The sequence below is a fragment of the Rhizobium sp. WYCCWR 11128 genome, from assembly GCF_013416305.1.
Classification (GTDB): domain Bacteria; phylum Pseudomonadota; class Alphaproteobacteria; order Rhizobiales; family Rhizobiaceae; genus Rhizobium; species Rhizobium indicum.
Window position 1 is genome coordinate 637562 of sequence record NZ_JACCEZ010000001.1, and the last position, 13040, is coordinate 650601.

18 protein-coding genes are annotated in these 13040 nt (G+C 60.9%); 6 read left to right on the top strand and 12 right to left on the bottom strand.

Features of this window, described 5'->3' with window-relative positions; all coding sequences use genetic code 11:
- Position 1: 1 nt before the first annotated feature.
- The 7 genes from arsK to HX898_RS03225 are packed head-to-tail and all read right to left on the bottom strand — an operon-like array spanning position 2 to position 4389.
- Positions 2-1237: an arsenite efflux MFS transporter ArsK gene (arsK, locus tag HX898_RS03195; protein ID WP_171598624.1), complete on the bottom strand. Its 1236-nt coding sequence runs from the start codon at positions 1235-1237 to the stop codon at positions 2-4.
- Positions 1234-1959, bottom strand: a complete 726-nt coding sequence (gene arsH / locus HX898_RS03200; protein WP_168311617.1) for an arsenical resistance protein ArsH — start codon at positions 1957-1959, stop codon at positions 1234-1236. The genes arsK and arsH overlap by 4 nt, the downstream gene beginning before the upstream one ends.
- On the bottom strand, positions 1934-2362 hold the full coding sequence (gene arsC / locus HX898_RS03205; RefSeq protein ID WP_180193988.1) for an arsenate reductase (glutaredoxin): 429 nt from the start codon (positions 2360-2362) through the stop codon (positions 1934-1936). Before arsC ends, arsH begins: the two co-directional genes overlap by 26 nt.
- Complete coding sequence (locus tag HX898_RS03210) at positions 2359-3066, bottom strand: MIP/aquaporin family protein (protein WP_180193989.1); 708 nt, start codon at positions 3064-3066, stop codon at positions 2359-2361. Before HX898_RS03210 ends, arsC begins: the two co-directional genes overlap by 4 nt.
- Positions 3063-3506 (bottom strand): arsenic resistance N-acetyltransferase ArsN2, encoded by a 444-nt coding sequence (gene arsN2 / locus HX898_RS03215; RefSeq protein WP_180193990.1) that lies wholly within the window; start codon positions 3504-3506, stop codon positions 3063-3065. The genes HX898_RS03210 and arsN2 overlap by 4 nt, the downstream gene beginning before the upstream one ends.
- Positions 3506-4036, bottom strand: coding sequence for an arsenate reductase ArsC (locus tag HX898_RS03220; RefSeq protein ID WP_180193991.1), 531 nt, complete (start codon positions 4034-4036; stop codon positions 3506-3508). Before HX898_RS03220 ends, arsN2 begins: the two co-directional genes overlap by 1 nt.
- Entirely contained in the window at positions 4033-4389 is a 357-nt protein-coding gene (locus tag HX898_RS03225) for a metalloregulator ArsR/SmtB family transcription factor (RefSeq protein ID WP_180193992.1), read from the bottom strand. Before HX898_RS03225 ends, HX898_RS03220 begins: the two co-directional genes overlap by 4 nt.
- Positions 4390-4431: 42 nt before the next feature.
- Between HX898_RS03225 and HX898_RS03230 the strand changes: the two genes are divergently transcribed.
- From HX898_RS03230 to HX898_RS03240, 3 genes are all read left to right on the top strand, one after another.
- Positions 4432-4956 (top strand): DUF6428 family protein, encoded by a 525-nt coding sequence (locus tag HX898_RS03230; RefSeq protein WP_138329102.1) that lies wholly within the window; start codon positions 4432-4434, stop codon positions 4954-4956.
- Positions 4957-5089: 133 nt separating this feature from the next.
- Complete coding sequence (locus tag HX898_RS03235; protein WP_180193993.1) at positions 5090-5593, top strand: DinB family protein; 504 nt, start codon at positions 5090-5092, stop codon at positions 5591-5593.
- A 19-nt stretch (positions 5594-5612) separates the two neighbouring features.
- Entirely contained in the window at positions 5613-6227 is a 615-nt protein-coding gene (locus HX898_RS03240) for a TetR/AcrR family transcriptional regulator (protein ID WP_180193994.1), read from the top strand.
- On the opposite strand, the gene HX898_RS03245 is transcribed toward HX898_RS03240, so the two are convergent.
- Positions 6213-7196: a squalene cyclase gene (locus tag HX898_RS03245; protein WP_180193995.1), complete on the bottom strand. Its 984-nt coding sequence runs from the start codon at positions 7194-7196 to the stop codon at positions 6213-6215. The genes HX898_RS03240 and HX898_RS03245 overlap by 15 nt on opposite strands.
- Between HX898_RS03245 and HX898_RS03250 the strand changes: the two genes are divergently transcribed.
- From HX898_RS03250 to HX898_RS03260, 3 genes are all read left to right on the top strand, one after another.
- Complete coding sequence (locus HX898_RS03250; RefSeq protein ID WP_180193996.1) at positions 7195-7398, top strand: hypothetical protein; 204 nt, start codon at positions 7195-7197, stop codon at positions 7396-7398. The genes HX898_RS03245 and HX898_RS03250 overlap by 2 nt on opposite strands.
- Positions 7399-7543: 145 nt before the next feature.
- The gene (locus HX898_RS03255; RefSeq protein WP_138387444.1) at positions 7544-8374 is read left to right on the top strand and encodes a response regulator; all 831 of its coding nucleotides are present in this window, start codon (positions 7544-7546) and stop codon (positions 8372-8374) included.
- Between the two features lie 180 nt (positions 8375-8554).
- The gene (locus HX898_RS03260; RefSeq protein WP_180193997.1) at positions 8555-9886 is read left to right on the top strand and encodes a diguanylate cyclase; all 1332 of its coding nucleotides are present in this window, start codon (positions 8555-8557) and stop codon (positions 9884-9886) included.
- Between the two features lie 141 nt (positions 9887-10027).
- Here HX898_RS03260 and HX898_RS33505 read toward each other — a convergent pair whose 3' ends face one another.
- The 4 genes from HX898_RS33505 to HX898_RS03280 form a co-directional block, all read right to left on the bottom strand.
- Positions 10028-11047 carry a GlxA family transcriptional regulator gene (locus HX898_RS33505; RefSeq protein WP_003540607.1) on the bottom strand — a complete coding sequence of 340 codons (1020 nt, stop codon included), beginning with the start codon at positions 11045-11047 and terminating at the stop codon, positions 10028-10030.
- Between the two features lie 294 nt (positions 11048-11341).
- The gene (locus HX898_RS03270; RefSeq protein WP_026157393.1) at positions 11342-11542 is read right to left on the bottom strand and encodes a hypothetical protein; all 201 of its coding nucleotides are present in this window, start codon (positions 11540-11542) and stop codon (positions 11342-11344) included.
- 332 nt (positions 11543-11874) lie between these two features.
- Complete coding sequence (locus HX898_RS03275) at positions 11875-12522, bottom strand: MarC family protein (protein WP_138329108.1); 648 nt, start codon at positions 12520-12522, stop codon at positions 11875-11877.
- 106 nt (positions 12523-12628) lie between these two features.
- Entirely contained in the window at positions 12629-13030 is a 402-nt protein-coding gene (locus HX898_RS03280) for a hypothetical protein (protein ID WP_138329109.1), read from the bottom strand.
- Positions 13031-13040 lie beyond the last annotated feature (10 nt).

The following is a 13040-nucleotide window of genomic DNA, read 5'->3' on the forward strand; positions in this document are numbered from 1 at the left end:
CTCAAGCTTCTCGGGGATGGGGAACAGTTTCCGGCCGGGCAACCGGGCGCGTCAGCCGCATAATGGCGAAGAATGCGGCTACGGCGACGGTGCTGAGCAATGCAGCGATCGACAGCGACCACGATACGCCGAGATTACCCATCAGGAAGGCGAGCGCGAACGGCGCCATCGAGGAGACGACGAGACGGACCGACATGATTTGTCCTTGCCGCCGGCCGTAGCCATCGCTTCCGAAGAGCGCGAGCGGCAAGGTTCCGTAGACGATGCTGTTAAGGCCAGAGCCGAGGCCGAAGACGACGGCGAAGACCAGCGCGCCCGGCACCGAGGGTGCGGTGGCGATAAGGATGACAAGGGCTGCCGGCAGCAGGATGGCGCAGATGATCGCCAGCATCACTTGCGACAAGCTCTCGCCGAAGACCATGTTGATGAGGCGGCTCAGCACCTGTGACGGACCGAAGAGCGTCCCGACCACCACTGCCATGGCGCCGAGGCCGAGTGCCGACATGACAGGCACCATGTGAACCAGAAGTGCCGAGTTCACGAAGCTTTCCAAAGCAAAGCCCGTCACCATCAGGATAAAGGCCGGCCTGCGCACCGACGGCGGAAGGCTCGGCTCGACGCGTTTTGCGGTTTCGTGTGCATGTCGTCTCTTGGTTTGGCTGACGCCATGGGAGAGCCAAGCATGAATGGGAAGGCAGACGACGAGATTGAGCGCGGCGAAGATCAGATAGACGTTCTGCCATGAGAGATGCGCATGCAGCGCCGTGGTGATCGGCCAGAAGATGGTCGAGGCGAAGCCGGCGATCAGCGTCAGGTAGGTGATGCTGCGCTGTGCGACCTGCGGCCTGATCTGCACGAGCAGGGCGAAGGCTGCGCCATATTGCACCAGGTTCGAGGCGATCTCGATGCCGATCAATGCCGCGACGAAAGCGATCTTTCCCGGCGCGAAGGCGCAGGCGACGAGGGCGGCGGCGGCAATCGCCGAGCCTGATGTCATGATCCTGCCGGCGCCGAAGCGATCGATCCACGTGCCGATGAGAGGTGCGGCCAGACCGCCGATCAGAAGGGCCGCGGAGAGCGCGCCGAAGATCCATTCCGATGACCAGCCCAGATCACGGGCCATGTCAGGGGCGAGGATGCTGAAGCTGTAATAGAGCGATCCATAACCGATGATCTGCGTGAGCCCGAGCGCGGCGATGGCGGCTACCGGCGGTCGTTCGGTGCTGACAATTGTCATAGGGATCTGAGGCTCACGCGCTGTTCGAGCTTTTCGGCTTCTTCTTTCCGTTCGCTGTAGCGGTCGGTCAGATAGTTCGAGGCATCACGGGTCAGCAGCGTGAACTTCACCAGTTCCTCGCAGACGTCGACGACGCGGTCGTAATAGGATGAGGGTTTCATACGGCCGTCCGCGTCGAATTCCTGGAAAGCTTTGGCGACCGAGGACTGATTGGGGATAGTGATCATCCGCATCCAACGGCCAAGAATGCGGAGCTGGCTTATCGCATTGAAGGACTGGGAGCCGCCGGAGACCTGCATCACCGCCAGCGTCTTGCCTTGCGTCGGCCGGACCGAGCCGACCGACAATGGAATCCAGTCGATCTGCGCTTTCATGATGCCGGTCATCGCGCCATGACGTTCGGGGCTGACCCATACCTGGCCTTCCGACCATGCCGACCATTCGCGCAGTTCCTGAACTTTTGGGTGGCTCGCCGGCGCTGCATCAGGCAGCGGCAGACCTTCCGGATTGAAGATGCGCACTTCGCAGCCGAAATATTCGAGCAGCCACGCGGCCTCCTGTGCGAGGAAGCGGCTGTAGGACACCGCTCGCAGGGAGCCATAAAGGATCAAGATGCGAGGCTTGTGCGTCGAGAACGCCGGCCTGAGCGCGTCCGTATCCGGTTGACGCAGATGCATCGGCGATAGGGCAGGCAGATCAGACAATGCGCTTGCCTCCGGTATCGAGCACCTTCTCGCCGTCCTCCTTGGTGAAGGCGCCCTGATGCGTCTCCGGCAGGATTTCGAGGACAAGTTCCGACGGCCGCGACAGGCGCGTGCCGAGCGGCGTGATGACGAAGGGCCGGTTGATCAGGATCGGATCTTTCAGCATCGCGTCGAGCAATTGCTCGTCGGTAAGATCAGGGTTGTCGAGGCCGAGCTCCGCATAGGGCGTGCCCTTTTCGCGGATCGCCTCGCGAACGCTCAAACCTGCATCCGCAATCACCTTGATTAGCTGCTCGCGCGACGGCGGGTTTTTCATATATTCGATAACGTTCGGCTCAATGCCGGCGTTCTGGATCATCGCAAGCGTGTTGCGCGAAGTGCCGCATTCGGGGTTGTGATAGATCGTAACATCTATGGTCATGAGGCGGATTCCGTCTTGGTGAGGGTTTCAGGATCGCGGGCTTCCATCAGCAGCCAGCCCGCAAGGATCAGCGCCAGCAAGGCGCCGAGGACTTCAGCGGCTATAAAGCCCGGTAGATCGATCGCGCGGATGCCGGAAAAGGTGTGCGTCAGCGATCGAGCAATTGCGACGGCGGGATTGGCGAAGGACGTGGAGGCGGTGAACCAATAGGCGGCGGTGATATAAAGGCCGACCAGCCATGCCACGGCATCGGCGCGAAAGCGCACACCGGCTAAGATGACGAAGACGAGGCCGAAGGTTGCCGTCACTTCAGAGAGCCATTGCGCGCCGCCGGTGCGCACGGTTTCCGAGGCCTGCAGCACGGGAAGGGCGAACATCGCATGAGCGAGCATCGTCCCGGCAATGCCGCCGACGATCTGCGCCGCGATATAGGCGGGAAGGGAGGAGGCAGGCAGTTCGCGCCGGAGCGCAAACACCAGCGACACGACCGGATTGAAATGAGCCCCGGAAATCGGGCCTAAGATCGTGATCAGGACGACGAGGATTGCCCCCGTTGCCAGCGTATTGCCGAGCAGCGCAAGCGCCGTATCGTCCGTCAGGCTATCCGCCATGATGCCCGAGCCGACGACGGTTGCTACGAGCAGCATCGTGCCGAGCGCTTCGGCGACCAGTCGTCGACACGGGGGGAACACCGGCGCGCTCATGCCGGCAGGCTCCGGACCATCAGGGCGGCCGATGCCGGGCACAGGCTTGCGGCCTGCCGCGTCGTCAGAATCTCGGCCGGCGCTTCATCGCGGGCGATCGAACGAAAGCCGAGCGATTGAAAGAAGGGGGCGGCTGTTTCTGTCAACAGATAGGCGGCTGTTGCGCCTTTCCTTTGGGCCTGATCGAGCAGGCCAAGGGTGATCGCATGGCCGAAGCCAAAACCTTGCTGATCGGACAGCACGACAATGGAACGCAGGAGTACAGTCTCGCCATAGAGTTCCAGCCCGCCGAAGCCGACCGTCTCGCCGCCACGTGAAAACCGATAGAAGCTTCGGCCGGCGTCTGTGAGGTCATCGACCGGAAGCCCGGCGCCTGCGAGCGCGCCGCGAAGTCTGTCGTCGTGCCCTTCCAAGGCCTGCTGGTTCAATTCGAAACCCATCAGCTCGCCTTGGGCTGTTTACTGCTGGCGCCTTCCATTGTGCCGATCTGGCGCAGGTGCGATTCCAGGGCGAGCTTGTCGATCGAGGAAAGAGGCAGGCTCAAAAAGGCGCTGATCCGGTTCTTGAGGAAGCGGGCGGCCTGCGCGAAAGCGCGGCCTTTGTCGACTTCGCTGCCCTCGACGACAGCGGGGTCCTCGACGCCCCAATGGGCGGTCATCGGATGACCGATCCAGACGGGACAAGCCTCGCCGGCAGCGCTGTCGCAAACCGTAAAGATGAAGTCCATCTCCGGAGCGCCCGGTTCGGCGAATTCGTCCCAGCTCTTCGAGCGGAAACCGACTGTTGGGTAGCCCTGCGCTGCAAGCTCCTTCAGCGCATAGGGATTGACTTCACCCTTCGGCTGACTGCCGGCCGAATAGGCCTTGAATCGACCCTTGCCTTCGGTCTCCAGGATGGATTCCGCCAGGATCGAGCGGGCAGAATTGCCCGTGCAGAGAAAGAGCACATTGTAAACGCGGTCAGGGGTCATTGCAGTTTCTCCTTCATTTTAGGGGTACAGCAGGCCGCAACCTCCGCGGCAGGTGCGCAGATTTCCGGATGCCCGGAACAGCAATCTTCCATCAGGAAGCGAACCATGCCGCCAAGCGCCTCGTAGCTCGCGGTGTAAATGATCGACCGGGATTCACGCTGCTGCGCGATCAGGCCCGACCGTTCGAGCTCCTTCAGGTGGAAGGAGATATTAGAGGGCGAGACCTCCGCCTTTTCAGCGATCGCGCCTGCCGCCATGCCGTCGGGACCCGAAACTACGAGCATGCGGACGATGTGAAGGCGGGTTTCCTGCGAGAGCGCGCCGAATGCGATGAGGGCTTGACGTTGATCCATATTTCAATAATCCTTGAATCATTGAAACGAGGATTAGCGCAAATGAACGTCATCGACAACAGCAAAATTCAAGAGAACGACATCGATCTCGGCCTGCTGCTCAGTGTGCTTACCGGCGCCAAGGATTCTCCGCTGATTTTCTATTATGACGGCAAGGCGGTGAAGCCTGGCTATCATGTCACCGAGGTCAAGGCGGGCCAATTCTCAGGCCTGGATTGCGGCGCCAATCCCGAAGCGTGGGCGGAAATCTTCATCCAACTCTGGGATATCGAGGAAGCCGACCGCACGCATATGCCGGCCGGCAAGTTCCATGCAATCATCCGCAAGGTTTCCGATCATGTGCAACTGGATGGTTCGGCGAAGCTGACCTTCGAAGTCAGCGACGGCGTGCGGCCAATGCAGCTTTATTGCGCGGCGATGCCGGTTCTTCGCGCCGGCGCCGTCCATGTTACGCTTTCGCCGCGGCCGGCAAGCTGCAAGCCGCGCGATCGCTGGCTGGCAGAGGAAAACAGCAGGGCGGCGGCCTGCTGCGGGCCACAAGCGGCAGCGAGCGGCTGCTGTGCGTAACGACACATAAGATCGCGCGGCAGGGCAGGGTGGCAGAGAGATCGGAAGTGTATTGACTGACCACCAGTCAGTGATGTAGATGGAGGCTGCCGGTGTTATGCCGGCGGCATCCAGTTCACATCCGGAGATCGCCATGAGCGCGCAGACACTGTTGAACTCTCTGTTCCAATACAAAGCCAGCGTCGACGACGAGCTTCTCGATGCCTTGAACGCGCTCGGGGTGGAGGCGCGATCCGACGAGTTCCGATCGGCCCTTCGCGTCCTCAATCACGCCCATCTCGTCGATCGGATCTTCGCCGCCAATCTTCAACGGCTGGATCACTCCTATGCGGCGAGCTGGAGCAGCGAAGTGCCGGCTTTGGCGCAGTTGTCCTTCGATATCCAGGATACGGACCGTTGGTATATCGATTACACCTCGCGTATAACGCCCGAGGAAATGGAGGAGGTCGTCGACTTCACCTTCACCGATGGCGGACGCGGACGCATGTCCCGCGAGGAGATGCTGGCCCATGTGGTGACGCATGCCGGCTATCATCGCGGCGAAGTCGGTCGTCTGCTGCCTGAGATCGAGAGCACCGCAATGCGCGACGTGTTTACCGGCTACCTGCACAGGACCGGTCCCACGCGCCGCCAATGAGAGTGGACTAGTCCTGCCGATGCCGGCCAATCCTGTTTCAAAACCGAGAACCAAACCCCCCGAAGAGCGGCGTGACGAGCTGATGACCGCGGCCGAGCGGCTGTTTCTGGAAAAGGGCCTGGAGCAGACCACGATCGAGGAGATCACGACCGGGGCGGGGGTCGCCAAGGGCACGTTCTACCTGCACTTCTCCTCGAAGGCTGATGTTCTTCAGGCACTGCGCGCCCGTTTCGTGCAGGGTGTGCTGGATGGCATCATCGCGGCGGTCGAAGGACGGAGGCAAGAGGATTGGCGCGGGAAGCTGGCGGCCTGGTCGACGGCATGCGCCACCGGCTACCTCGACGCAGCCGGGCTGCATCATCTCGCCTTCGTGGCAGCCCCTCCCGCAACAAAGGAGGGGCTTTCGCGCAACATCCTGATCGACCATCTGAACGAATTTCTTGCTGCCGGTGCTGGCGAGAATGCCTGGTCGGTCAGTGATCCCGGCTTTACCGCGGTGTTTCTGTTCAACGCCCTGCACGGTGTGGTCAATCAGCCCGGCATCGCGGAGACACCGTCCGATCGTGCCGAATTGCTGGGCGCTATCGAGGCGCATTTCCTGCGCTCGCTGGGTTTGCCGTTAGGCATTGATTGAGGGCCGGGCATCCCACCATCTGAGCACCCGCATCGCCCGGAGCGTCACCCACCGTGAGGGCTTGCCTTGCCCGTCATCGACCTCGAACCACACCCGACCGGCAGGGCTCTCGTCGAGCGGCCAACTGCCGTCCTGCAAGCGTCTGAAACGCAGGTGCTCGATTGCCACGCCGAGGCGCGGATCGGGATCGGCGCCGGTCAGGATCGCGCTTGCGCGGAAATAGTCGAGCGCGCGCAAAATGTCGTAGCGCCACCGGTTCGGATGCAGGAAGTGCAGGAAGCGTTCGTCGGCCGGCTCGCCGGTGCCAAGGCGGCGGAAGAGGTTGCGGGCCAGCAGAAACTCCTCACCTGTCCTGCGCGCCTCTCGAGACTGATGCGTGCCGCCGGTCGATCTCTGGTATTCCAGCAAGCCTTCCAGCACATTGATGGTGCTGGCGAAAGACGAGCGGACGGAGCCATTGATCCGCTCGCAGTTCCAGCCACCGTCATCGAGACGCTCGCCGGCCAGCCTGTCGACGATGGGTGAGACGTCGATCCCGAAATAGGCGCCATCGGCAACGGTGCGGCCGTTGATGCACTCTTCGACTTCGCCTTCCCAATAGGGCTGGCCGCCTTCTTCCCAACGGGCGTTGGCGCCGATCAATTTGACGGTGCGCCTGGCGCAATCGCAGGCGGGATCGAGACCGAATTCGCGCAATTGCGACAGCGAGAAGGTCGTGGCCGTCCACGGCTGGCCATGCTCCTTCCACTCGCGCGGGTCGAAACCGGCGGGCAGGAAGGCGCCGCCTGCCCATTGCCCGTCCTCATCCTGGCAGGAGAGCAGCCTTGCGCCCCAGCCCTCGGTCTCGACTTTGGCCCGCTCAGTCATCCACTCCCGCTCCGGAGCATCGAGCAGGTCACGCATCACCTGCCATCGGATCGGCGGGTCGGAGTCGAGAAGCCATGCGATTACCGGGTCGGATTGGATCATGGGCGAACCTGTCGGCGGGTCGGGGTCGATGCTCGTTTATAATTGCTTCGGCCGAGCGGTGCCAGCCGGGGTGGGCTCGTCGGCCGCCGGCTTGCGCCAAGGAAGGCACGAAGCTGAAGATCAAAACCTCGGTTCGACCTATAATGCGACGGTTATCGGCGAAAGCCTTTTCGATGCCGAGCATGCGGCGTTTCGCGCCTGATTTCTTAAGCATATCTGCAAAGAAATCGCAGACGGCCCCATCGGGCCGCCTCTTCATTTATATCCAGGCGCGCCGATTAATAATTATTCAAATCAATTGATGTATCAGTTTGATCCGGGGACAGATTTTACATCAAAGGTTTGCTATGGCGTTTCTAGGTATTTCGGGGATGCAATATTCCGGGGAAATGTTTGCGGGTGCGCGTATTATTGTCGCGGAAGATTCCAACGTATTCACCTCGATGATCAGCAAGCGCCTCAAGGAGCTGTTCGACATCGATGTCGAGATCTGCCGCAGCTTCGAGGATCTGCAGGTTTCCTACGACAAGTCTTCCGATCCGATCACGCTGGCGATCTCGAACATCAACCTGCCCGGCGCCGAAAACGGCGAAGCGCTCGAATATCTGGTCGATCTCTCCATCCCGACCATCGTTTTCACCGGCACCTTCCATGAAAACATGCGCGACAAGCTGATGGCCAAGGATATCGTCGACTATATCCTCAAGGACAATATCTTCGCCGTCGATCTTCTGGCGGAATCGATATGCCGCTTCCTCACCAATCATCGCCACCACGTGCTGATCGTCGACGATAGCGCGACCGCGCGGGCTTTGCTGTCGAGCCGGCTGAAGCGCTACAATTTCCGTGTCAGCGTCGCCGAGAGTGGCGGCAAGGCGCTGGAGATCCTGAAGGTCAACCGCGATATCGGCCTTGTCATCACCGACTACAACATGCCCGACATCGATGGCTTCGAACTGACGCGGCGCATCCGCGCCAGTATCGGCTCGCACGAACTGCGCATCATCGGCGTTTCCTCCTCTTCGAACCGGCTGCTTTCAGCACGATTCCTGAAGGCCGGCGGCAATGATTTCATGCTGCGTCCCTTCATCGACGAGGAGTTCTACTGCCGCGTCAACCAGAACCTCGATACGCTGCTGCAAATTCAATCGATGCGCAAGGAACGGGCGGTTGCCTGACGGCCCTTCCAGTATCGCCAGGGGGGCGGAAATGACGGTCGGGGACAGTCGTCGAATTTTTGCAATTACAAGTAATAGCGCCATTATTTGTCCCCTTCACGCGCACAGGCCTCTCGGTTATCGTCCCCGCCGGGGAGAGGGCCGAGTCGCGCCCGTCGGACGCATGGGGGAGTAGCGGCTGTGGCTTTTCAAGCGGATTTTCAGCGGGATGGTATCGGGTTACGCTCCGGCGGGCTTAAAATACTTCTGGTTGAAGATTCCCGGATGTTTTCCGCGGTGCTCTGTCACCGGTTCCAGACGGAACTCGGCCTTGCCGTCAAATCCTGCCCGTCGCTGAAGGCTCTTCGCAAGGAACTTGCCGACGACGCTCACGGCTACACCATGGCCGTCGTCGATCTCAACCTGCCGGATTCGCCCTATGGTGAAGCGCTCGACTGCACGATCGAGCACGATATCCCGGCGATCGTCTTCACCGCGACATTCGATCTCAACACGCGCAACAAGATCATGGAGCGCAATGTCATCGATTACGTGCTGAAGGACAATGAATTCGCGCTCGACAATCTGGTCGCCACCGTCCGGCGGGCGATCTCCAACCGCAAGACGCGGGTGCTCGTCGTTGACGATGTCGTCTCGGCGCGCCAGGTGCTCGTCGACCTCCTGAAGGCACAACAATATCTCGTCGTCGAGGCAAATTCGGGGCTCGAGGCGCTGGCAGCGCTCGAGGCCTACAGCGATATCGAGCTCGTCGTCACCGACCACCACATGCCCGATATGAGCGGCTACGAACTGACGCGGCGCATCCGCCATCGTTTCGGTTCGGACAGGCTGCGTGTCATCGGCGTTTCCTCTTCCAACGACCGCATGCTTTCGGCGAGTTTCCTCAAGGCCGGCGCCAGCGATTTCGTCTACCGGCCCTTCGTCGCCGAGGAGCTGCAATGCCGCATCGCCAACAATGCCGAAACGCTGGCGCAGATGCGGCAGCTGAGGGCAGCGGCGGCCTGCGACTATCTGACCGGCCTCTTTAACCGCCGCTATTTCTACGACAACGGCCCGAAGCTGGTGAACGAGTGCCTGCGGTTGAAGGTGCCGAGTTCCGTCGCCATTCTCGATATCGACCATTTCAAGCGGCTGAACGATACCTATGGCCACGAGATCGGCGACAAGGTGCTGAAGGCTGTCGCAAACAGGCTGTTCACGATCTTCGAGGGCAGCGACAATCTTCTCTCGCGGCTCGGGGGTGAGGAATTCGCCATCCTCTTCCCGCAGATGGATTCGGCAGCCGCGACCAAGCTCTGCGACGAGATCCGCTCGGACATTTCGCGGCTGAAGGTCACGGCCGACGACGAGGAACTCGGCGTCACGATTTCGATCGGCATCGCCGAGATCGCCGGTTACGAAACCTTCGAGAATTACCTCAACGCCGCCGACCAGTTTCTCTACATGGCCAAACACAGGGGCCGCAACCAGGTCTATTCCGATGCCAAGATGACGGAAGAGGCGGCGCAATAGCGCCTCTGAGGCGGGGCCAAGCCGCCGCCCTCAATCTCAGGCGGCGACGATCTTTTGCGTCAGGCGAGATCAGCTTTTCAATGTCTCAATCGGCGACGGCTGTCTTATTGGTCTCAAGCGGCGACGGCCGGTCTTATTGTCTCAGGCGGCGACCGCCTGGCGCGCGGTCGCCATGGTCATCTTACGCTCGGCACGCTCCTGCTGCGGCGAGCGATGGTAGAGTTCGCGATAACACTTGGAGAAATGCGAGGCCGAGACGAAGCCGCATGCGACGGCGACCTCGACGACCGGCATCGAGGACTGCACCAGAAGGTGGCGCGCACGGTCAAGGCGGATTTCCAGATAGTAGCGGGCCGGCGAGCGGCCCATCTCCTGGCGGAACAGCCGTTCGATCTGGCGGCGCGAGAGGCCGGCGCCGTCGGCGATCTCGATCAGCGACAGCGGCTCGGCGAGATTGCCTTCCATCAGCTCGATGATCGACAGCACCTTGGCGTTCTGCACGCCGAGGCGGGCTCGCAGCGGCAGACGCTGGCGGTCGTGCGGATTGCGCACGCGGTCCGTCAGGTGCTGCTCGCAGATACGGTTGACAAGGCTTTCGCCGAAATCTTCGCCGACGAGGTTCAGCATCATGTCGAGCGAGGCGGTACCGCCGGCGCAGGTGTAGAGATTGCCGTCGATCTCGTAGAGATCGGCATAGACCTCCGCCTGCGGGAAGGCTTCCGAAAAGCCCGGCAGGTTTTCCCAGTGGATGGCGCAGCGCTTGCCGTTCAGGAGACCGGCCTGGGCAAGCACATGCGCGCCCGTACAGAGGCTGCCGACGGCGACGCCGCGATTGTAGCATTCACGCAGCCAGGCATTGACAGACTTGTTGTTAAACTGCTCGACATCGATGCCGGAACAGACGAGCACCATGCCCGGCCGGTTTTCGCCGCCAAGATGACGGCGCTCCTCGGCGAGCGAGGAATTGGCCTCGACGCCGATGCCGCAGGAGGAATAGACCTTTTCTCCATCGACGGAGGTCAGCCGCCAGGTATAGGCCTGATAGCCGAGCATGCGATTGGCGATACGCAAGGTGTCCACGGCCGCCGAAAAGGGCAGCATGGTGAATTGCGGTACCATAAAGAAGACTACCGAACGCTTCTTGATCTGCATCCTGTTCATAGCGAAATCCATGCTCGAGGGGCGATGGCACATTCGTTGCGCGGAATGCGTCGCGCCGATGTCCTGAAAGCGACACTGGCATGGAAAAATGCGGCCGGGAAGAGCAAATATGCGACATCGCCGGCGATTTGGCCGATCAAACCGCCGGAATGGCCGTGGGCAGGCAGAAGGCAGGCTGATAGGCGGCTGGAATTTAATGTTGAAAATGGCTTAGGAATGGATGGTCAGACCACGAAAAAGGCGGCGTTGCACGAGGCAGGCGCCGCCCTTATCTTGGGAGGAATGTCGCATTCATTACATGGTCCGGTGTTTGTTGTCGTCCGTGCTCGGCCAGCCGATGTCCTTGCGAATGTCGAAGGGCATGGCTTCGATTTCGCGGGCCGTCTGCCAGCGCGTCCAGGCGAGCACAAGCTTACGGGCATAATGTGCCAGGTCGAAGCGGCTTTCGCTGGAGGTGAGGGACTTACCACCACCGCGATAGGTGAGCGTGGTCATTTTCCGGTTCCTTTCTTGGGTCAGGGACATGGTCGTCAATGGGAGGTTCGTCCATGTCCATGATCACAATATGGGCCTTGGAAACCCATCATTCAAACGAATAGAACTTATGGATAACATCAGAGATATTGAATGATCGTCGTGCGCCCGGCGGCTATCGGTGAACACGTTTTGCAGTCTTTTCACCGACCTTAATCCCCGGGCTTTCCACGCAGGGGGATAGCAAATCCGCAGCTGAGCATGACGCCGAAAACCGAGCGGCTTTCGGCGCGGTCTCTTTGATAAATCCGGGTTCAGATTTTTGGACTGGCCCGGCCGCAAGTCATCCTCATCTAATGTGCCGCAGTTGGGGTGATGATGCCAAGATTTCCAAGCCCGGCGACGATCAACTGGACGGCGACTGCGGTCAGCAGAATGCCGAAGACGACCTCTGAAACGATCATGGTGACTGGCTTCATACGCTTGGCGAGCTTGTCGATGTTGGTGAACACCAGATAGTCGAACGCGCCAACGATCAGGATCAGAGCGGTGACAAGTATCGCGCTGGCGATCGAGACGACTTCGCCGGAGGCGATGATGATGACCGTGATGCCGACAGGATTGAGCAGGTAGGGAACCGCGAGCGGAAATACGGCCAGCTTATCGGGATCGACGGGCGCCGCAAAGTCGTCGTGCGGCTTCTCTGTCGGTCCTGATGCCATCTTGATCGCGATCAGCGCGAGGATGATGCCGCCGGCGACGGCGACCGCGCCGCCCGTGATATGGAGAAGCCGCATCAGCAGAGCGCCGGTGGCGAAAAGGATCAGCGCCGTGACGACGGCGATCAGAACCATCTGGCGGCCTATGCGCACCTTGGTTTCGGTATCGAAGGCGTGAGTCTTTTCCAGAAACGGCACCAGGGCGATCTTCGGCCCCATGCCGATCAGAAGCAGCAGCAGAAGTTTTCCGACGAGTGCGGTGTCGATGACTGTGAAATCCATGGAACGTACCCTCTAAAATTTGTGATGCGAAAATCGGGGCCTCCCCACTTTGGGGAGGGAGGTGACGAAGAGGACCAAGGGGCTCGCCAGTCTTTCTGCGAGCCGCTCAGCGCGGGCATACGTCCCAGAAGCCCGTCGTCTTAGCGGGCGAGGTGTAGTACCAGCATTGACCGGATTGCGGAGGCGTACCTGCCAGTGAAACGGCGGCAGCTCCAGCGACGAAGCCGATGGCAGCACCTGCGGCGATGGCAGTGCCCGGACGCCAGTAGCGGCGTGGGGCGACGACGACGACGCCGCGCCGGACGGGCGGCCGTACGGCAGGCCGGGTGCGCCCGACTGCAGCGCATCCGCGCGGCCCGCAGGCTGCAGCACCACAGCCTCTCGGGCCGCATGCCGCTACGCCACGGCGTGCCGCTTCTGCCGTCGCGGGAACGAGGAGGGGCGCGCAGACCATCATCAGCACGGCAAGTGTCGCAAGCGTGTGCGACAGGATGTCCAGGATCTTCATCTCATTTCCT

Excerpts from the sequence above, each read along its gene's own strand:
- arsK (WP_171598624.1), bottom strand. The coding sequence starts at position 1,237 with ATGACAATTGTCAGCACCGAACGACCGCCGGTAGCCGCCATCGCCGCG.
- arsC (WP_180193988.1), bottom strand. The coding sequence starts at position 2,362 with ATGACCATAGATGTTACGATCTATCACAACCCCGAATGCGGCACTTCG.
- HX898_RS03210 (WP_180193989.1), bottom strand. The coding sequence starts at position 3,066 with ATGAGCGCGCCGGTGTTCCCCCCGTGTCGACGACTGGTCGCCGAAGCG.
- arsN2 (WP_180193990.1), bottom strand. The coding sequence starts at position 3,506 with ATGGGTTTCGAATTGAACCAGCAGGCCTTGGAAGGGCACGACGACAGA.
- HX898_RS03220 (WP_180193991.1), bottom strand. The coding sequence starts at position 4,036 with ATGACCCCTGACCGCGTTTACAATGTGCTCTTTCTCTGCACGGGCAAT.
- HX898_RS03225 (WP_180193992.1), bottom strand. The coding sequence starts at position 4,389 with ATGGATCAACGTCAAGCCCTCATCGCATTCGGCGCGCTCTCGCAGGAA.
- HX898_RS03230 (WP_138329102.1), top strand. The coding sequence starts at position 4,432 with ATGAACGTCATCGACAACAGCAAAATTCAAGAGAACGACATCGATCTC.
- HX898_RS03235 (WP_180193993.1), top strand. The coding sequence starts at position 5,090 with ATGAGCGCGCAGACACTGTTGAACTCTCTGTTCCAATACAAAGCCAGC.
- HX898_RS03240 (WP_180193994.1), top strand. The coding sequence starts at position 5,613 with ATGCCGGCCAATCCTGTTTCAAAACCGAGAACCAAACCCCCCGAAGAG.
- HX898_RS03250 (WP_180193996.1), top strand. The coding sequence starts at position 7,195 with ATGGGCGAACCTGTCGGCGGGTCGGGGTCGATGCTCGTTTATAATTGC.
- HX898_RS03245 (WP_180193995.1), bottom strand. The coding sequence starts at position 7,196 with ATGATCCAATCCGACCCGGTAATCGCATGGCTTCTCGACTCCGACCCG.
- HX898_RS03255 (WP_138387444.1), top strand. The coding sequence starts at position 7,544 with ATGGCGTTTCTAGGTATTTCGGGGATGCAATATTCCGGGGAAATGTTT.
- HX898_RS33505 (WP_003540607.1), bottom strand. The coding sequence starts at position 11,047 with ATGAACAGGATGCAGATCAAGAAGCGTTCGGTAGTCTTCTTTATGGTA.
- HX898_RS03270 (WP_026157393.1), bottom strand. The coding sequence starts at position 11,542 with ATGACCACGCTCACCTATCGCGGTGGTGGTAAGTCCCTCACCTCCAGC.
- HX898_RS03275 (WP_138329108.1), bottom strand. The coding sequence starts at position 12,522 with ATGGATTTCACAGTCATCGACACCGCACTCGTCGGAAAACTTCTGCTG.
- HX898_RS03280 (WP_138329109.1), bottom strand. The coding sequence starts at position 13,030 with ATGAAGATCCTGGACATCCTGTCGCACACGCTTGCGACACTTGCCGTG.